The sequence below is a fragment of the Rhodococcus sp. NPDC079359 genome (assembly GCF_040702585.1).
GTDB lineage: Bacteria > Actinomycetota > Actinomycetes > Mycobacteriales > Mycobacteriaceae > Rhodococcoides.
The window spans coordinates 225,360-244,305 of sequence record NZ_JBFBLH010000006.1; the positions used below are offsets into that span (position 1 = coordinate 225,360).

General features: G+C 64.5%; 18 protein-coding genes. 10 read left to right on the top strand and 8 right to left on the bottom strand.

All coding sequences use genetic code 11. The features are described 5' to 3' along the window. Positions 1-3: 3 nt before the first annotated feature. On the bottom strand, positions 4-510 hold the full coding sequence (benB, locus tag AB0362_RS16510) for a benzoate 1,2-dioxygenase small subunit (RefSeq protein ID WP_094638854.1): 507 nt from the start codon (positions 508-510) through the stop codon (positions 4-6). Position 511: 1 nt separating this feature from the next. Continuing rightward, positions 512-1,879 carry a benzoate 1,2-dioxygenase large subunit gene (gene benA / locus AB0362_RS16515; RefSeq protein ID WP_366235910.1) on the bottom strand — a complete coding sequence of 456 codons (1,368 nt, stop codon included), beginning with the start codon at positions 1,877-1,879 and terminating at the stop codon, positions 512-514. A 252-nt stretch (positions 1,880-2,131) separates the two neighbouring features. Between benA and AB0362_RS16520 the strand changes: the two genes are divergently transcribed. The 8 genes from AB0362_RS16520 (at position 2,132) to AB0362_RS16555 (ending at position 11,051) form a co-directional block, all read left to right on the top strand. Beyond that, a complete protein-coding gene (locus AB0362_RS16520; protein WP_068054375.1) occupies positions 2,132-3,061 on the top strand; it encodes a LysR family transcriptional regulator in 930 nt (309 codons plus the stop codon). Continuing rightward, positions 3,058-4,161 carry an enolase C-terminal domain-like protein gene (locus AB0362_RS16525; protein ID WP_269594718.1) on the top strand — a complete coding sequence of 368 codons (1,104 nt, stop codon included), beginning with the start codon at positions 3,058-3,060 and terminating at the stop codon, positions 4,159-4,161. Before AB0362_RS16520 ends, AB0362_RS16525 begins: the two co-directional genes overlap by 4 nt. Before the next feature lie 23 nt (positions 4,162-4,184). Continuing rightward, positions 4,185-5,051 (top strand): catechol 1,2-dioxygenase, encoded by an 867-nt coding sequence (gene catA, locus AB0362_RS16530; protein ID WP_068054380.1) that lies wholly within the window; start codon positions 4,185-4,187, stop codon positions 5,049-5,051. 5 nt (positions 5,052-5,056) lie between these two features. Further along, positions 5,057-5,341 carry a muconolactone Delta-isomerase gene (gene catC, locus AB0362_RS16535; RefSeq protein ID WP_094638852.1) on the top strand — a complete coding sequence of 95 codons (285 nt, stop codon included), beginning with the start codon at positions 5,057-5,059 and terminating at the stop codon, positions 5,339-5,341. A gap of 3 nt (positions 5,342-5,344) precedes the next feature. Further along, entirely contained in the window at positions 5,345-6,262 is a 918-nt protein-coding gene (locus tag AB0362_RS16540; RefSeq protein WP_317810112.1) for a helix-turn-helix domain-containing protein, read from the top strand. Positions 6,263-6,422: 160 nt separating this feature from the next. Then, positions 6,423-7,931 carry a GMC family oxidoreductase N-terminal domain-containing protein gene (locus tag AB0362_RS16545; RefSeq protein WP_317810110.1) on the top strand — a complete coding sequence of 503 codons (1,509 nt, stop codon included), beginning with the start codon at positions 6,423-6,425 and terminating at the stop codon, positions 7,929-7,931. A gap of 48 nt (positions 7,932-7,979) precedes the next feature. Further along, positions 7,980-9,443: a benzaldehyde dehydrogenase gene (locus AB0362_RS16550; RefSeq protein WP_317810108.1), complete on the top strand. Its 1,464-nt coding sequence runs from the start codon at positions 7,980-7,982 to the stop codon at positions 9,441-9,443. A gap of 105 nt (positions 9,444-9,548) precedes the next feature. Next, a complete protein-coding gene (locus AB0362_RS16555) occupies positions 9,549-11,051 on the top strand; it encodes an amidase (RefSeq protein ID WP_366235911.1) in 1,503 nt (500 codons plus the stop codon). Here AB0362_RS16555 and AB0362_RS16560 read toward each other — a convergent pair. After that, positions 11,030-12,082 (bottom strand): NAD(P)H-binding protein, encoded by a 1,053-nt coding sequence (locus AB0362_RS16560; RefSeq protein WP_366235912.1) that lies wholly within the window; start codon positions 12,080-12,082, stop codon positions 11,030-11,032. The genes AB0362_RS16555 and AB0362_RS16560 overlap by 22 nt on opposite strands. A gap of 87 nt (positions 12,083-12,169) precedes the next feature. Between AB0362_RS16560 and AB0362_RS16565 the strand changes: the two genes are divergently transcribed. Together AB0362_RS16565 and AB0362_RS16570 are read left to right on the top strand one after the other, a co-directional pair. Continuing rightward, complete coding sequence (locus tag AB0362_RS16565; RefSeq protein ID WP_317810102.1) at positions 12,170-12,970, top strand: alpha/beta hydrolase; 801 nt, start codon at positions 12,170-12,172, stop codon at positions 12,968-12,970. Then, positions 12,970-14,115: a SpoIIE family protein phosphatase gene (locus tag AB0362_RS16570; protein WP_366235913.1), complete on the top strand. Its 1,146-nt coding sequence runs from the start codon at positions 12,970-12,972 to the stop codon at positions 14,113-14,115. The genes AB0362_RS16565 and AB0362_RS16570 overlap by 1 nt, the downstream gene beginning before the upstream one ends. Here the strand turns inward: AB0362_RS16570 and AB0362_RS16575 are convergent. The 5 genes from AB0362_RS16575 to AB0362_RS16595 all read right to left on the bottom strand — a co-directional run bounded on the left by AB0362_RS16575 (position 14,092) and on the right by AB0362_RS16595 (position 18,869). Then, positions 14,092-14,451, bottom strand: a complete 360-nt coding sequence (locus tag AB0362_RS16575; RefSeq protein ID WP_068054398.1) for an STAS domain-containing protein — start codon at positions 14,449-14,451, stop codon at positions 14,092-14,094. The genes AB0362_RS16570 and AB0362_RS16575 overlap by 24 nt on opposite strands. 69 nt (positions 14,452-14,520) lie before the next feature. Next, on the bottom strand, positions 14,521-15,852 hold the full coding sequence (locus AB0362_RS16580; RefSeq protein WP_317810097.1) for an MCE family protein: 1,332 nt from the start codon (positions 15,850-15,852) through the stop codon (positions 14,521-14,523). Between the two features lie 131 nt (positions 15,853-15,983). Continuing rightward, a complete protein-coding gene (locus AB0362_RS16585; protein WP_068054403.1) occupies positions 15,984-16,439 on the bottom strand; it encodes a hypothetical protein in 456 nt (151 codons plus the stop codon). A gap of 48 nt (positions 16,440-16,487) precedes the next feature. Further along, a complete protein-coding gene (locus AB0362_RS16590) occupies positions 16,488-17,720 on the bottom strand; it encodes a DUF6745 domain-containing protein (protein ID WP_317810225.1) in 1,233 nt (410 codons plus the stop codon). 165 nt (positions 17,721-17,885) lie between these two features. Continuing rightward, complete coding sequence (locus AB0362_RS16595; protein WP_094638970.1) at positions 17,886-18,869, bottom strand: sugar-binding domain-containing protein; 984 nt, start codon at positions 18,867-18,869, stop codon at positions 17,886-17,888. Positions 18,870-18,946 lie beyond the last annotated feature (77 nt).

Genomic DNA, 18,946 nt, shown 5'->3' on the forward strand with positions numbered 1-18,946 from the left:
TGATCAGAAGTGATAGATGTCGACGACGTGGTGGATGTAGTCGTTCTTGAGCACCACGGTCTTGCGGCGGATCAACGGTGATTCGCCCGAGAAGTCGATGGTGTAGAAGGACGTCCCGTAGTACGGATCGATCGTCTTGTATCGGAAGTACATCGTGTGCCAGTTGAAACGCACATCGACCAGGTCGCCTCGGCGTTCGATCACCTCGACGTTGCTGATGTTGTGACTCGTGCGCGGCTCGGGAATCGAGGTGGCACTGGAGCGCTCGGTGCGGATGCGGAACACGCGGTCCTCGAGGCCACCCTTGTTCTCGTAGTAGATCAGCGAGATGTCGGTCTGCGGATCCTCGGTGAGCAGATCGTCGTCGCCCCAGCAGGGCATCCAGTACTCGACGTCGTCGGCGTAGCAGGTGAGCCAGAGTTCGAACTCCCGGTCGTCGAGGTATCGGGCCTCGCGGTAGAGGAACTGCTCGATCGCGCTCTGCGTGATGCGAGTTTCGGTGGAGGTCATGTCATTTCACCCGGCTCTCGGTAGCTGTCCTGTCGATGGCAGCGAGCAGGGTGCTGCGCCAGTAGCCGTGCTGAACGGGGAAGAGTCCCTCGTCCTCGTTCTTGACTCCCGCGGAGATCACCCCGTGCATGTCCAGTGCTTCGGCCACTGAATCCGGCCCGGTCAGCCAGTGCTCGGCACCGCGGCTCATGTCGTTCCACGGCGCATTGGTCGCCTGGAACGTCAACTGGCAGGAGCGGAATTCTTCCAGGTCGTCGGGGGTGGCCATGCCGGAAGCGTTGAAGAAGTCCTCGTACTGCCGAATGCGGTGCGAGCGAGCCTCTTTGCTCTCACCCTTGGGAGCGATGCAGTAGATGGTGACCTCGGTCTTGTCCGGCGCGATCGGGCGGAAGTGCCTGATCTGGGTGCTGAACTGATCCATCAGGTACACGTTCGGGTAGAGGCACAGGTTGCGTGAGCCCTTCACCATGAATTCGCCCTTGGCATCGCCGAATTGCTCCTTGAGCGCATCCATCTGGTCCCACAGCGGCCGATCCTGGGGGTTGGCGGCCCACGTCCACAGGCACAGGTGCCCGTTGGGGTAGGACCAGTAGCCGCCACCGGACTTGCCCCAGCCGCCTGCGTCGAGGGCCTTGGTGGTGTTCTTCGATTCGCCGTTGTTGCGCCGCGAGGTGGTCGCGGCATAGTTCCAGTGCACGGCACTGACGTGATATCCGTCGGCACCGTTCTCGGCCTGCACCTTCCAGTTGCCGTCGAAGGTGTAGGTCGAGGATCCCCGCAGTACTTCGAGACCGTCCGGTGATTGATCGACGAGCATGTCGATGACCTTGGTGGTGTCGCCGAGGTGCTCGGCGAGCGTCGACACGTCGTCGTTCAGGCTGGCGAACAGGAACCCTCGGTAGCTCTCGAACCTCGGCACCTTGGTGAGGTTGTGCGAGCCGTCGACATCGAACGTATCCGGATAGCCGGCCCCCTCGGGATCCTTGACCTTGAGGAGTGTGCCGTCGTTGCGAAATGTCCAGCCGTGGAACGGGCATGTGAGGGTGGGGCGATTGTCGGTCTTTCGGCGGCAGAGCATCGCGCCACGGTGCGCACAGGCGTTGATGAGGCAGTGCAGCTCCCCGTCCTTGTCGCGGGTGATGACCACCGGCTGACGACCCATGTGCACGGTGAAGTAGTCGCCGTTGTTCGGAATCTGGCTCTCGTGGGCGATGTAGATCCAGTTGCCCTCGAAGATGTGCTTCATCTCGAGCTCGAAGATCTCCTCGTCGGTGAAGATGCTCCGATTGGCTCGATAGATGCCGGCGTCGGCATCGTCGATCACCGCTCCGTCGATGGCGGCGTGCGCCTGATCCAAGATTTCCGTCATGGTCGTGTCCTCGCTGTCGTTCGATTCCGCGGCGGTGCAAGTCGCGTGGCGGTTGTCTCCGACTCTGACACCGAGTGGCATCGGTCACACCAGGGCTTTACCTAGGCTCGACCAGGGTGCCTATTGATCGCGTTCACTTATCAATCGACCGGAAATAGGTCTTTGCCGTCGATGGATGTGCGCCTTACTGTGGGCAGGGTCACGCCGAGGAGTACGTCGGCTCGGAACGTCGATATCGGAGAGGAAGTCACCGTGGAGCTGCGGCACCTGTATCAGTTCGTGGCGGTGGCCGAGACGTGCCACTTCGGTCAGGCTGCCAAGCGCCTGCATCTGGCGCAGCCGGCGCTCTCCCAGTCGGTTCGTCAACTCGAGGCAGAACTCGGCGTCACGCTGCTCACCCGCACCACACGGCAGGTCAGTCTGACGCCTGCGGGGGAGTTCTTCTACCGCGAGACGGTCCGAAACCTGGAGAACATCGAGCGAAGCACCCACGGTGTTCGACGCATCGCCGAGGGGCGCTACGGGCTGGTTCGTATCGGTTTCACCGGTACCGCTGCCTTCGATCAGCTGCCGCCGATCGCCAGAGCGATCAAGCAGCGCCTGCCCGGGCTCGCACTCGAGGTCCACGGGGATCTGCTCACTCCTGCTCAGGTGGAGGGGCTGCGCTCCGAGCAACTCGACGTGGCGGTACTGCGGCCGCCCGTGGCGGGCGACGATCTGGTCATCCGCACCATCACCACCGAATCTCTCTTGCTGGCAGTGCCCGTCGACCATCGGTACGCCGCCGAGGCCGCACTCGAGGTAGCCGACCTCGCCTACGAGGACTTCGTGATGTACGCGGACTCGCATTCGGTGGTCAACGAGGCAGTTCTACGTAGTTGCCGCGCAGCGGGTTTCAGCCCCCGGCGTGAGCACGAGGCCCCCGACACGTCCGTGTTGCTGGCCCTGGTCGCTGCCGGGCTCGGGGTGGCTCTCGTTCCGGAATCCGTCCGAGCACTGCAACTCACCGGGGTCGTCTTCCGTGACATCGCGGGCGCAAGCACCATAGATCTGGCATTGGCCTGGCATCGCGACCGACCGTCGGCCCTCGTCGACGCATTGGTCGGCGCTCTCGAAGAGGCCGGGGTCCTGCCCCGCGTCGACACGCTTTCTCCATCACCCGACCCGAAGGCAGTTCTATGAAGATCGTTGCAGTCGAGGCGATTCCGTACAGCATTCCGTATGTCAAGCCGTTGAAGTTCGCCAGCGGAGAGGTGCACGCCGCCGAGCACGTGCTGGTTAGAGTGCACACCGACGACGGTATCGTCGGCACCGCAGACGCGCCCCCGCGTCCCTTCACCTACGGCGAAACTCAGCGCGGAATCGTCGCGGTAATCGAAAGCCTCTTCACCCCAGCGATTCTCGGACTGACCCTGCTCGATCGGGAAGTGATTCGTTCCAGGCTGACCCGCACCGTGGGCAACCCGGTGGCGAAGGCTGCGATCGACATGGCCGTCTGGGACGCGCTCGGCCGCACCCTCGACCTGTCCGTCACCGAGATGCTCGGCGGATACACCGACCGGATGCGGGTGAGCCATATGCTCGGATTCGACACTCCGGCAGCGATGGTCGACGAGGCGACTCGAATGCGCGAGACCTACGGAATCGAGGTGTTCAAGATCAAGGTCGGTCGCCGGCCCGTAGCCCTCGACACCGCCGTCGTGCGCGCGCTCAGGGAAGGTCTCGGCGAGGGCGTCGAACTGTACGTCGACGGCAATCGCGGCTGGACTGCTGCAGAATCGGCACGCGCCATGAAGGACATGGCCGATCTCGGGCTCACCCTCGCCGAGGAACTGTGCCCGGCCGACGATGTTCTCGGTCGCCGCTGGCTGGTGCAGCAACTCGATGTCCCCTTCGTCGCGGACGAATCGGCCACCACGCCTGCCGAAGTGACTCGCGAGATCCTCGGAGGATCGGCGACGGCGGTGAGCATCAAGACCGCCCGCACGGGGTTCACCGACTCGACGCGAATCCATCACCTGTGCGAGGGCCTCGGCCTGGATGTGGTGATGGGCAACCAGATCGACGGTCAACTCGGCTCGGCCTGCACCGTTGCCTTCGGTGCCGCCTTCGACCTGACGTCGCGTCGAGCCGGGGAACTCTCGAACTTCCTCGACATGAGCGACGACCTGGTGACCGAGCCGCTCGAGATCCGCGACGGAGAACTCACCGTCCCCACCGGTTCCGGTCACGGCATCGACATCGACCCCCACAAACTCTCCACCTACCGCATCGACACCTAGCCCCGAGAACGAGGAGTTTCACCATGAGTATCGACCACGCAGCATCGACAGATCTGTCCGCGGAGGTGGCCACCGCCGCCGCGTCCGGCGCGAACGCCACCCAGCGCTTCACCTCCGACAAGCAGGCCGCTGCCGACACCCCACCCGAGCGCGTGAGTCTGCTTGCTCGCCAGGTCATTTCGGCGATCCACGACACCGTCCGCGAACACAAGGTCACGTACGACGAGTACAACGCCCTCAAGGCATGGCTGATCAACGTCGGGCAGACCGGAGAGTGGCCGCTCTTCCTCGACGTATGGGTGGAACACGTCGTCGAGGAGGTGGCCGGAGAGTCCCGCGAGGGCAGCAAGGGCACCATCGAGGGCCCCTACTACGTTCCCGATGCACCCGAACTCGGTTCCGCAGCGATCCTGCCCACCCGCGACGGCGAGAAAGGCACCCCGCTGCTGTTCAAGGGGCAGGTCCGCGGCGTCGACGGTGCCGCGCTGCCCCATGCAGTCATCGAGATCTGGCATGCCGACGCCGACGGCTTCTACTCGCAGTTCGCACCCGGCATCCCGGAGTGGAACCTGCGCGGCACGGTCACTGCAGATGATCAGGGACAGTTCTGGATTCACACGATGAAGCCTGCGCCGTACCAGATTCCGACCGACGGAGCGTGTGGAAACCTGATCTCCGCTGCCGGTTGGCATCCGTGGCGTCCGGCGCACCTGCACCTCAAGGTCGCCGCAGCAGGCCACCAACAGATCACCACCCAGCTCTATTTCCCCGGTGACGCCCACAACGACGACGACGTCGCGAGTGCGGTCAAGCCCGAGCTCATTCTCGACCCGCACGACGTCGACGGCGGACAGGAAGTCACCTACGACTTCGTTCTCGACAAGGCCTGAGCGGCATGCTGTTTGCAGTGAAGATGGACGTCGCGCTCCCGCAGGATCTCGATGGGGACGTGCGAACCGACACTCTCGCCCGAGAGAAGGCGTACTCGCAGCAGTTGCAGCGCGACGGTGAATGGGTCAACATCTGGCGGCTCGTGGGCCAGTACTCGAATCTGAGCATCTTCGATGTGCGGGACAACGAGCGACTCCACGAGATTCTGTGGAATCTGCCGCTGTTTCCGTACATGAGCATCGACGTGACTCCGCTCGCCGGGCACCCCTCGGACATCGCCGCGGGGTGAATCGTGACGTGGCAGGGTGAGCAGTGGCGGGACGAGCTCGGCGACGTGTTCGCCGGGCTCGTACCCGAGCACATCGACGATCGTCCGTTGACCGGGTCTATCGAGGGCGTCACGCTCGGTGAGCTGGGTGCGTTCGAGGTCAACGGCTCACCCCAGACGGTCCGGCGCACCCGTGCGGCGGTCAAGAGGTTACCCACCGACGCCGTAAAAGTCTGTGTGCAGCTGCAGGGTCGAGCGGTGGTGCGTCAGGGCGAGCACGAATTGGTCATTCGGCCGGGGCAGCTGGGAATCTACGACACTCGGCGTGCCTACGATCTGCGGCTGGAAGGTCAGTGGCGCTGTGCGGTGATGGTGTTCCCGCCCAACGCTCTTCGCCTGCCGCAGAGGTGGATCGACGGCGCGATGCAGCGTGCGCACGACATCGGTTCCGGTCCCGGTGCCGTGCTCGATTCCTTCGTCCGGGCTGCGCTGACGCAGGCTGCCGTCGACTCGATCCATCCCGGCTCGGCTCTGCGCTTCGCCGATGCCGGGCTCAGCCTCATCAGCAGTGCCCTCACTGCGGACGCACAGATCGTTCTCGACGAACCGGGGGAGCAGGCGAGGAAACTGGCGGTCCTCACCTACATAGATCGACACCTCCTGGACCCCGCGCTGTGCCATCAGTCCGTAGCCACTGCTTTCGGTATGTCCGTGCGCAGTCTGGACAGGCTGTTCGGCGACGAGAGTTCAACTGTGACAGCAACTATTCGCGAGATGAGACTCGACGGTGCCAGGCGGGACCTGCTTGCGGATCGAACGCTGAGGTCCACTGTCGGTGCCGTTGCCGGGCGCTGGTGCTTCTCCGATGCGGCGCATTTCAGCCGGCTCTACAAGAGCAGGTTCGGTCGCAGCCCGTCTGCAGAACGTGTGGCGCTTCGCTGACCCTCTGGCCGCGAACGAGGTTGTTCGGCAACGGGTCCGCCGATATTCGACGTGAATCGGCAAGAACCAGGGCGGAAATCGTCAACTGCGACGCCTCCCCGCTCCGCACACTGGTGCTCTACCGGTGTGGTGCCGGTCACTTGCGAGAGGATCGAACGAGATGGACCAAGTATTCGACTACGTGATTGTCGGTGGCGGATCCGCCGGCTGTGTACTCGCGTCACGGCTCAGTGAAAACCCCGATGTGACAGTGCTACTGCTCGAGAGCGGTGGCCGCGACGATCATCCGGACCTCGCCGTCCCGCCGGCCTGGCCATCGCTCTGGGGCAGCAACGTGGACTACTCCTACGACACGGTTCCGCAGCACGCAGCAGGCGGCGGTGCCCACAACTGGCCGAGGGGCCACACTCTGGGCGGCAGCAGTTCCATCAACGCGATGGTTCACCTCCGCGGTCATCGCAACGATTTCGACACCTGGGCGCAGGTCGCAGGAGAATCGTGGTCGTACGACGCGGTGCTGCCGTACTTCATGAAGTCCGAGACCGTGATCGGCGGAGACGCCAAGGTTCGCGGCGACAAGGGCCCGCTGCGCCCGGCTCCGTCGTCCTCGCCGAATCCGGTGTCGCAGACATTTCTCGATGCGGCCGCCGAGGCCGGCCACCCGATCACCGACGATTTCAACGGCACCGAGCAGGAAGGTGCGGGGTGGCACGATCTGGCGATCTCGGACGGTGCCCGTCTCAGCGTGGCATCGGCGTACCTGGCACCGGTCGAAGCGCATCGCCCCAACCTGACCGTGTCGACCGGATCGAGGGCGCAGTCCCTCGTCGTCGAGGACGGCCGCTGCGTCGCGGTAAGGTACCGACGTGACGGCGAGCCGATGACCGCGTCGGCTCGGCACGAGATCGTTCTGAGCGCCGGAGCCGTGGACTCTCCACGATTGCTGCTGCTGTCCGGAATCGGACCGGCCGAGGAGCTCCGGGAGCTGGGCATTGCCGTCGTGCACGATCTTCCCGGTGTGGGACGGAACTTGCACGACCATCCTCTGTGCAGCGTCGTGTACGAAGCAGCGCAACCGGTTCCGCCTGCGACCACGAACCACGCCGAGGTGTCGATGCTGTGGCGCAGCACCGACGAGCTCGACGGTCCGGACATGCAACTGATGTTCATTCATGTGCCGTTCCATCAACCGTCGCTCCGTGCGCCGGAGAACAGCATCACGTTCGGTGTCACCACCGTGCCCGACAGTCGCGGCAGTGTTCGACTGGCATCGGCGGATCCGGACGATCTGCCTCTGATCGACCCGGCCTATCTGACTGCGGCGTCGGACGTGGATCGTCTGGTCGACGCCATTGCGGTGGCCCGCACCATCGCGGCGACCGATGCGTTCGCGGCGTGGGATCTGACCGAGGTACTTCCCGGTGCCGAGGTCGATTCCGATGCGGCACTGCGTGATTACGTCGCTCGGGGCACGGGGACCTACTACCACCCGGTGGGTACCTGTGCCATGGGAACAGGGCCGGATTCCGTCGTCGGGCCGGACCTTCGGGTGCACGGCATCGACGGCCTACGCGTGGTCGATGCATCCGTGATCCCACGGGTCGTGTGTGTCAACACCAATGCTGCGACGGTCATGGTCGCCGAGAAGGCCGCCGATCTCATCGGTTGAGCTGCAGGGCATTTCGAGACAACGAATACGAGAGAGAAGAGATTCGACGTGAGCAACACTCTGTTGGGTACCGAATGGCACGGCCAGATCTACAGTGGCGGTTGGCGTACGGGTGGTGGTGGGACCACGACCACTGTCGAGCCGGCGACCGGTGCGAGTTTGGGTGAGATCGGTCTGGCGAACGCCACCGACGTCGACGACGCCGTGGCCAGGGCGCGCGCCGCGCAACCGGCGTGGGCGGCCTTGCCCGGTCATGAGCGCGCGGCAGTGATCCGGGAGATCGCGAAGACGCTGGAGACGCGCCGGGGCGAGTTCGAGGAATGGCTCATCCGGGAAGGTGGGTCGGTTCCGGGGAAGGCCGCCTTCGAGGTCGGTCTCGTGCTCGGCGAACTGTGGGAAGCGGCGGCTCTGCCCACCCAGCCCTACGGGCATCTGTTGCCCACCAGCGAAGCCGGTCGTTCGAGCATCGGCCGTCGTGTGCCGATCGGCGTTGTCGGTGTCATCAGTCCGTGGAACTTTCCGCAGATCCTGTCGATTCGCGCCGTCGCTCCCGCATTGGCTCTCGGTAATGCCGTGGTGCTCAAGCCGGACGTGCAGACCGCGGTGTCCGGTGGGGTGCTGTTTGCCCGCCTGTTCGAGGAAGCCGGTGTGCCCGACGGTCTGTTCCACGTGTTGCCGGGTGACGCCGAGCCCGGAGCCGCGGTTGCCGAGCACCCGGGCATCGGCATGGTCTCGTTCACCGGATCCACCGCTGTCGGCCGGAAAGTCGGCGAGGCAGCAGGACGCACGCTCAAACGTGTGTCTCTCGAACTCGGAGGCAACAACGCTCTGATCGTGCTCGACGACGCCGATCTGGAGGCGGCCAGTTCTGCGGGCGCGTGGGGATCGTTCCTGCACCAGGGTCAGGTGTGCATGACGGCCGGTCGGCACATCGTGCTCGAGTCCGTGGCCGACGAGTATCTCGATCGGCTGGCCGCTCGGGCGAAGAACCTGCCGGTGGGGGACCCGTTCACCGAACAGGTTGCACTCGGACCGTTGATCAACGAGACGCAACTGAAGAACGTGGACCGGATCGTCTCCGAGACCGTGGCGGCCGGAGCGGAGGTTCGCGCCGGGGGCACACATCGTGAATTGTTCTATGCGCCGACAGTTCTCGCGGGGGTCACCTCGTCGATGGCGGCATTCCGCGAAGAGATCTTCGGCCCGGTGGCTCCTGTCGTCGTCGTGCGCGACGAGGACGAGGCCGTTGCCGTCGCCAACGACACCGAATACGGTCTGGTGGCAGCCATCCAGACCGGATCGGCCGATCGAGGCAGGCACCTGGCAGATCGACTCACCACCGGCATCGTGCACGTCAACGACCAGACGCTCAACAACGACGCGTACGCACCCTTCGGTGGCACCGGGGCGTCGGGCAACGGTGCGCGATTCGGTACCCAGAGCAGCTGGGACGAGTTCACACAGTGGCAATGGCTCACCGTGCGAGACCACGCGCATACGTTCCCGTTCTGACCCCCGCCTCGTCGAACTCGCAGTTGTGCACGATATCGGGCCGAAATCCCTGCACAACTGCGAGTTCGGCACTCCGGCGAGGGTGTCGGGACCTAGGCTGACGCCATGCGTATCGACGAGTATCGCGAGTACGACGGCCTCGGCCTGGCAAAACTGGTAGCGAACGGTGAGGTGACGCCGCGCGAGTTGCTCGATTGTGCTCTTGCGCAGACCACATCGATCGACCCGTCGCTCAATTCGATCGTGCGCCTCATGTCGGAGCAGGCGGACGAGCAATTGACAGGAACGCTCGACGGGCCGTTCGCCGGTGTGCCGTTTCTGATCAAGGATCTCTCGCAGGACTACGCCGGGTTGCCCACCGCGAGCGGATCCCGCTCGTTGACGAATCTGCCGATGCCCGAGCACGCAACGGTGGTGCAACGCTGGCTCGACGCAGGCCTGGTCATCTTCGGCAAGACCAACACCCCGGAGTTCGGTGCCAAGGGAATCACCGAGCCGACCGTGTTCGGCCCGGCTCGAAACCCGTGGGACCCCAGCAGAAGTCCCGGTGGCTCGTCGGGCGGATCTGCCGCTGCGGTCGCGGCCGGGATCGTCCCGGTGGCAGGGGCCAGCGACGGTGGCGGTTCGATTCGCATTCCGTCGTCGTGCTGCGGGCTCGTCGGCCTCAAGCCCGGCCGCGGGCTGGTGCCGTCGGGACCGACGTTCGGTGAGGCGATGCACGGAGCGGCAGTGCAGGGCGTCGTGTCGAGATCGGTACGCGACACCGCCGCGATGCTCGACGTGTTGGCCGGTGGCGAGGCGACGTCCGGTTACTCGCCCGCCCGGCCGGACGGGAGCTTCTTGTCACGGACGGAGCAGGACCCCAAGGCCTTAAAAATCGGCATGTACGCGACGACGTCGGTGAATCCGAGTCCGGATCCGCAGGCCGTCGCTGCGATGGAGTCTGCCGCCAAGACACTGACCGAACTCGGCCACACCGTCGAACTTCTCGACGCCCCGCCGTACGACGATGCCAGCCTCAATCGCGAGTTCCTGCTGGCCTGGTTCACCTACCTGGCCTACGAGATGGACGAGGTCAAGCGTCGAACCGGTTGCGGTGACGACTCTTTCGAGCGGGACACCCGGATCATGGCGGCGCTGGGAAGATCCGCCAGTGGCGTCGACTACCTCCAGGCGGTGGAAGGTCGCCACGTGCACGTGCGCGCTCTGGCCACGTACTTCGAGACCTACGATCTGCTGCTGACCCCGACGATTGCCGAGCTACCGCCCAAGATCGGTGCATTCGATCTCGCGAAGCCACTGGAAATGGCGTCGGACTTGTTGTTGCGCAGTAGAACCGCCGGTCTGCTTCGGCACACCGGCATCGTCGACCAGATGATCGACGACAACATCTCGTGGATTCCGTACACCCAACTGGCCAACGTCACCGGCCGCCCGGCGCTGTCGCTTCCGCTGCACTGGACGCCGAGCGGACTCCCGATGGGTGCGCACTTCACCGCTCCGCTGGGCGGCGAAGCATTGCTCGTCCAACTGGCTGGACAGTTGGAACGAGCCGTGCCGTGGGCTCACCACTACGCCGATATCGGTCAGCGGGTAGCCCCCAGCTGAGCCTTTCCGAGGATGCCCGACGGCCGTTGCCGCACCTGGCCGTCGACGATGTCGACGACCCCTCCTGCCCACTCGGGATCGGTGTCGGCGGCAGCCTGAGGATCGGCGTGGGCATCGGTGCCCTCCTCGGCGGTCACGGTGATCGAACGCTCCAGTGCTTCCGCGACGCTCATCAGCGAGGTACCGGGCTCGGCGAACACCTCCGTTGCCGCGTTCCCGCGGCGCACCACCATGTCGTGGGTGAGGCTGTCGACCAGCGAGATCACCGTGCCGGGAGGCATGCCGGTGATGATGGCGACGGCGCGCCCCACCAATCCCGTCGGCAACAGCGGCACCGGAATCTGTGCGCGACGCAGACCGGCAACGCTGCCGTACGCCTGCAGCAGCTCCGGGTAGCTCATCGTTTCGGTTCCGCCGATGTCGAACGTTCCTGGGCGTGCGGTGTCGCCGAGGGCGCGGGCGATGATGGCGACCACGTCGACGACGGCGATGGGCTGCACCTGCCTGCGCATCCACGTCGGAATCGGTGTCAGCGGTAGACGCTCGGTCATCCGACGCACCAACTCGAACGAGGTCGATCCCGAGCCCAGGATGATCGCCGCGCGCAGCACGGTGGCATCGACCGAACTGTCGAGGAACACCTCCTCGACCTGCAGGCGAGAGCGCAGATGATCCGAGAGCGGGGTGCCGTCGTCGGGGATGAGGCCGGAGAGGTAGACGATCCGGCGCAGGCCGTTGCGCTCGGCGGCGGCGGCCATGGACTGCGCGGCGTGGCGATCCTTCTCGACGAAGTCGCCCTCGTCCATCGAGTGCACCAGGTAGACGACGGCGTCGACATTCTCGGTTGCGGTGTCGAAGGTCTCGTGATCGTCGAGGTCGAAGTGCACCGCGGTGACGTGCGCGCCCCAGGCGAAGCGAGATTTCTTGCTCGGATCGCGCATGGCCGCATGCACCTCGTGGCCCTGCTCGAGAAGGACCGGGATCAGCCGGGATCCGATGTATCCGGTTGCACCGGTGACCAGTACTCGCATGAGATTTCTCGTTTCTGTAGGTACAGGCCATACCCGGTCGGGGCAGTCTCACTCCCCGCTGTCGTAGCCAGGTGACAGACTGTGCGGGTGAGTGCGCGCATCAGGAACAACGTCAAGGTCGTGGGGGCTGCCGACGGTCCCGTGGTGATGTTGGCTCACGGCTTCGGATGCGACCAGACGCTGTGGCGCTCGGTGACCGACATCCTGGCCCCGAATTTTTCGGTCGTGCTCTTCGATCACGTCGGGTCAGGAGCGTCGGACCCGGCGGCCTGGGATGCCGACAAGTACGCGCCGTTGGACGCCTACGCCGACGACATCATCGACATCGCCCGGGAACTCGACCTCCGTGACGTCACGTTCGTCGGGCATTCGGTGGCGTCGATGATGGGCGTTCTCGCGGTCCAGGCGGCTCCCGAGCGATTCTCCAAGCTCTTTCTCCTGACGCCGTCTCCGCGATACATCGACGACGGTGACTATCGCGGGGGTTTCAGCCGCGAGGACATCGACGAGCTGCTCGAGTCGTTGGACAGCAATTATCTGGGCTGGTCCGCATCGATGGCACCGATCGTGGTCAATGCGCCGGATCGGCCGGATCTCGAGAACATGTGGTCCGCGAGCTTCTGCCGAACCGACCCCGAGTGCGCACGGGTGTTCGCGCGCACCACCTTTCTGTCCGACAATCGCGCCGATCTGGCCGGGGTCACCCTGCCCACGATGATCGTCGACTGCGCACGGGATTCGTTGGCTCCGCCTCAGGTCGGCAGATATGTGCACGAACACATCGCCGGCAGCACTCTGAGGACGCTCGACGCCAGCGGGCACTGCCCGCACGTCACCCAACCCGAACAGACCGCCGAGGCGATTGCGGCCTTCGTGAGACCGGCGTAATGCACGAGCTGGACATCGAGGATCTGTACGAGAACGCGCCGTGCGGTTACCTGTCGGTCTATCCCGACATGCGGATCGCGAGGCTGAACGCGACGCTGGCGGGCTGGCTCGGCTTCGAGGTCGACGCCCTGATCGGGACCGACTTCACCCAACTTCTCACCGCCGGTGGCCGCATCCACTACGAGACCCATTTCGGTCCGATTCTGCGGATGTACGGTCAGCTCGACGGCATCGCGCTCGATTTCGTGACGTCCGATCGACGTCGGCTGCCGGTGTTCATGACCGCGAACGTCAAGACCGACGAGTCGGATACGCCGGTGCTCATTCGCATCACCGCGCTCGACGCCAGGGACCGTCGCACCTACGAACGCGAGTTGCTCGAGTCCCGGACGCGAGCAGAGCTGCTGGCCAAGACACTGCAGCGATCGCTGCTGCCGCCCGCCCTGCTGCCGCCGTCGGGAATGACCGCTGCCGCGCACTATCACGCGGCATCGAGCGACGAGGTGGGTGGAGATTTCTACGATCTGTTCCCGCTGTCGGACGATCGCTGGGGATTCTTTCTCGGCGACGTGTGCGGCAAGGGTGCGTCGGCTGCAGCCGTGACGTCGTTGACGCGGTACACCCTGCGCGCCGCCGCGGTGTACGACCACGACCCGGTCGCTGTTCTGCACAATCTGGATTCGGTTCTGCGACAGGAATTCCGCGAGAACAACGCGCAGTTCTGCACGGCGGTGTTCGGGGTGCTCAGTCGTTCGGCCGATGGGTTCGAGGTGTGCATGGCCAGTGGCGGTCATCCGCCTCCACTGGTGATGCGCGCCGACGGCAGCGCGCACTACGTCCACATGACGGGCGGGCAACTCGTCGGAATTCTGCGTCATGCGCGCTTCGTGCCTGCCACCGTGACGTTGAGCGCGGGCGACACCTTGATGCTCTACACCGACGGCCTCACCGAGGCCAAGGTGGGAACGGGTCGATACGACGACGAGGGCGCGCTGTTGGAATTCGCGACGGCCCACGCCCCGGCGTCGCCTGCAGTCATCGTCGAGGACCTACGGGTACTGCTGAACAGCTTCGGCGACGGCTTGGCCGACGACGCAGCAGTAATGGCGCTTGGAGTGGCGTCAGTCGAGGGCGGCGAGAGCTGACGCGAGATCGGCGTGCAGCGCGAATTCCTGATCGAGACCCATCAGCTTGATCGGACGGCTGGTGGTCGGCCCATCGGCGACGACCGAGAAGGCAACGGTGTCTCCGTGGTCCTTCTGCGTCGACGCCAGCACGGTCATGGCAGCCGAGGCCAGAAACGAGACCTTGCTCAGATCGACGATCAGGGCAGCCGGTGTGGTGGAAATCTGTGCTTCGATCGCGGACGACAGCGCGGGGGCCGTGGTGACGTCGAGTTCACCGGCGACCGCGATGACGGCTGCGCGCCCGTCGTTGCTGGACTGGATGGAAAATCCGGCGGTGTTCGTATCGGCTGGCATGTGTGTACTCCTGAATCGTTACCCGCCGCGCTCGTCGACGGGGTCTGCGGTCCATTCAATCAGTAGGTCCTACCTGAACGTGACCTGCGTTCCTCTGAGCGCGGGAGCGCCGACCGTCGTGGTCCAGGACGGCACTGCGTCGGGCTCGATTCCAGTGGCCCCGCCGTAGACGACGGCCAAGGTCTGTTGCTCGGTGACCGAGTTCGCGTACGACGCTGGCACGGGGGAGAGCTGAGGAACCGGAAGTGACGGAATGTCCTGTTCGCCGGGGTTTCTCGTCGGCACCTGGTACGAGCCGTCGTTGGGGGAGCCGCCCGGGTACTGCGGGAAGTATTCGCCCGCCGAGCGGTCGAGCGAGGAGTAGCAGGTGGGCCCGCGGTCCTGCTCGAACAGTCGAGGCTCGTCCTGGTTCGGTAGGTACCGACCCTTCGGGTTGACGAACGGCATCGAGACGTTGATGCCGGGATACTCGTCACCTTCGCCCAGCAGGATCTTGCCGCGCCTGGCGCCCTCGGCGAACTGACCGACGGTGCACCCGAGAGCGGGGGAGAACTCGGCGAACACCTCGAGCGCCTCGCGTGAGTTCGCGGCCAGTCCGATGATGTCGGCGGCATTGGCGTCGAGGAAGTCAGCAGTCGTGCCCGAGGCCGACGTGACCGAGGAGTACAACGTTTCGAGTGCCGGGCGCTTCTCGACGACGGTGTTGCCGGTGGTCCGCAGGTTGTCGAGCGCGTTGATCAGTGCGGGTGCCGCGTCGGCGTAGGTCTGCGAGAAGTCGGCCAGTCCGCGCAGGTCCTCCTGAATGGCCGGAAGCTCGGTGTTGAGCCCGGCAAATATGTTCTCGAGTCGGTCGATCGTCAGGCCGAGTTCCTCACCGCGACCGCTCAGACCCTGCGCCAGCGCACCGAGAGTGTTCGAGAGGTCCTCCGGCGGCACGGCCTGGAGCAGCGGCAACAGGCCGTCGAGCACCTGTCCGACCTCGATGGCGTTGCCGCTACGATCCTGCTTCAACACCGTGCCCTCGGTGATCGGCGTCCCGGGCCTACCGTCCGGCAACTCCAACGCGACGTATCGCTCGCCGAACAGCGTCTTCGGCAGCAGTCGCGCGGTGGCGTTCGACGGAATCATCTCGGCCATGTCCGGTTCGATGGCCAACTCCGAGGTCACGACGCCACCGGACGTCGTCGCCGATCGCACTTCGCCGACGATCATGCCGCGAACCTTGACGTCTGCGTTGCGGGGAAGTGCGTTACCGACGGAATCGGTCTCGAGGGAGACCGTCACGACGTCCTTGAACGTCTTGTTGTACGAGGTGACGCTCCACCCGACGAACATGACGATGAGTACGACGAGACCGATTCCGAGGAGTCGGTTCTGGACCGGTGAGGGGGAGCCGGTCATGGATGAGTCGCAACGACGACAGCAGTCATGTCGCGAACCTTAGTGGTACACAACGTCACACTTACTACCGAAAATTGCTTTGTGAGATGGACCTAGCACTTCGGCAACAATGTGATGCGAGCCACTGGTTCTCAGTCGGCGATCAACTGAGGCGCATGGAACCAGCCGCCCTGTCCGCCTTCACGCTGACGGCCGATGACATATCGACCCGGAGCGATCCCGGTGGCTCCGTGTTCGGGGTGAATGAGGTACGCCGTCTGCGAGTTGGCCAGAATTCCCAGGGCGAGACCTCGGACGTCGTGGACGGGACTGAGCCACGTGCAGATGCCGCCGTCGGCGACCAGGCTGTGCGGGTTGCCGCCCGCAGCGCTGCGCAGCAGTTCGATTCCCGTCAAGGGCACGTCCTCGCGACGGGTCTGCTCGGTCGGGACGACTATGCCGTCGAGCAGTACGTACGGTACGACGATCAGATCGCCCTGGGCTTGCAGGCCGTCGATGACGGGCACGGAGATCTCCTTGTCGAGATAGTCGAATACGTCGAGGCCGGTGAGGTCGGTCAGTGCGGACAGCGTGATGTTCGAGTTCATGTTTGTCACCTTGGGTGTGTTGTAAGGGTGTGTGGTCGGGGTGTGCGGTCAGGTTCTGCGGAGTAGTCGGCCGTAATCGGCTCCGGCCAGACCGTAGGTCCAGCCCGCGGCATCGACCGCGGACGAGAACGCCCCGGGGACGCGAAGCCCGTAGCGTCGGCGCTCCCCGTCTCGTTCGCGAGAGCCGTTGACGGCAAGCAGTATTCGACCCTCGTCTCCCCAGCCTGCGGGGGTGGCGAACAGTTGCAGGGTGCAGCCGGGGTTACCCGGGTCGTCGTCGGTGTCGACCAGTCGTAAACCGGCCTGGTCCAGATAGGAATCCCAGCCGATCCGTTCGATGGCGCTTCGCCGAATCTCGACGTTGCGTTCGACGGTGATGCGTTCGACCGTCGGATCATGGATCACCCAAGCGGGAATCACCGTCCCGTTCAGGACATGGACACCGCTGCCGTCGCCGAACTCGACCGCGGGGGAGGTCGAATGATGCAGTCGCACTTCGCCGTGCACCGGATCGGGAATCGGTTCGGTGTGCAGAGCCGTCGGCCGTTCGGACATCACTGCGATGTCGTCGAACGCCCACCACCATCCCGTCGACTCGATGAGGGCGGATTGAATGTCGAGAATCTCGTTGTCCTCGCGGCCGAACGTCATGAGGCCGAAAGAGCGATAGATGTCGTAGTAGGCGACGCGATGGGCTTCTTGTTGTCCGTACCAGCTGACGGTGCCGAAGGGGCGCGGAGCAAGGGTTCGGACAGCCGTGGCCACTCCGTCGAAGAGGCTGGTGTGCAGGGACTTTCGTACGGTTCGGCGAATGATCGGATCGGGACTGATGCCGGCGCGGGCCGCGTCTGTCGGTGAGCGGCGTGCGACATCGATACGCGCCTGCAGATCGCGCTGTGCATTGTTGTCGGAGTAATGGTACTGCTGTGGCCATTCGATCTGTCGTCGATCGATTCGCTGGTCCATCCGTCGGCGTGAACTCGACAGCAGTGTTGCGATGAGGGAGCCTGCACCTGCGTTGTCCGCTATCGGTCGAGATGTCATGAATTCGGCGGCGGCTGCAGGCGATGCCACCCACACGAATTGCGGCTCAGGACGACCCAATTTTCGATACAGCTGTGCCACAGCAGATTCCGCGGCTGTTCTGTCGGAGGGACCGGCCTTCAGGCCGTAGGCGAGCCATCGATCGCGTTGCGCGCAGATTGCGCGAATGCTCTCGGCATAATCTTCGGGATTGTCACTGAATGTGCCGCGACGGGGAAATGTCGACGGCATCGGCACGGCGCTCACGTGAGGGAGGCGGTGTCCGCCTTTCCGGTTGTCATGAAGAAAAGAGTGACACGAGAATCCAGTGAGCGCAAGGCGCACGTGCACGAAACTTCGTAGCAGGGGTCGAGGTGTCTTTTGGTCGTTCCTGCAGGCTCCACTCCTACCCACTCACGTGGGTCAGCCGCGCGAGCGGAGAATCAACTGGGCCGCGCTGATGTCGTCGATGACGAGGTCGGTGATCAATCCGCCGCGCAGCGCGGCGGTGAGGGCATCGAGTTTGGACGCCCCGGCGACGATGCAGACTCGGCGTGGCACCACCTTGAGTCGGTCGAGGCTCGGTCCACTCGATCTGTCGTTCAACGCAATTCGATCGTGGCTGCCGTCGGAACGCAGAAACACGGTGGCAATGTCTCCGACGACGCCGTCGCGCTGTAGCTCGGCTCGATCCTCGCGCTCGAGATAGCCGGCACTGTAGACGTGACTCGGAACGGCACTGCTCATGACGCCGATGCTGAACACGGCGAGGTTCATCCGGTCCTGCAGTTCCAGTACTCGCTTGATGCTCCGCTCACGCCACAGGTGTCGACGGGTTTCGGGGTAGTCGAAGAATGCGGGAACCGGAAATCCCTGCGCCACAGCACCGTAGGCGTCGGCGAAGGTTCGGACGATGTCGGTGGCGTAGGAGACCCCGGTGGTTCGGGTGTTCGCTGCGCCGTTGAGCTGCACGACGGTCGAGTTGTGGGTTCGTTTGGGTGCGAGCTTGCGACTGACGGCGCTGACGGTGGTTCCCCAGGCGACGCCCATCACCATGTCGGACTCGAAGAACGACGTCAGCAATCGGCCTGCGAAGGTGGCGACGCGGTCGAGGCGCTGCAATTCGTCGACGGTTTCCGACACGGGGACGACATGTGCACGAATGTCGTACAGATCGGCGAAAGCCCGCTCGATTCGTGGTGCCTGACCGAGAGGGGTGGAGATCTTGATTTCCACCAGTCCCGATGCCCGCGCGAACGTGATGAGCCGGGAGACCGTCGAACGAGATACGCCCAGCTCACGGCCGATCGCCGCCATCGTCATGTCCTGGAAGTAGTAGAGGCGGGCTGCCTGGGTGGCATGGCCGGTCCGCAGATCCGATTCGGGTGCGATGCGTTGGTCCGTCACCATCGCCAGTGTACGACCGCTTTGCACATATGTGCATCAGCTGTGCAACGCAGTGCAGGCCGTCTACCGTGGCAAAC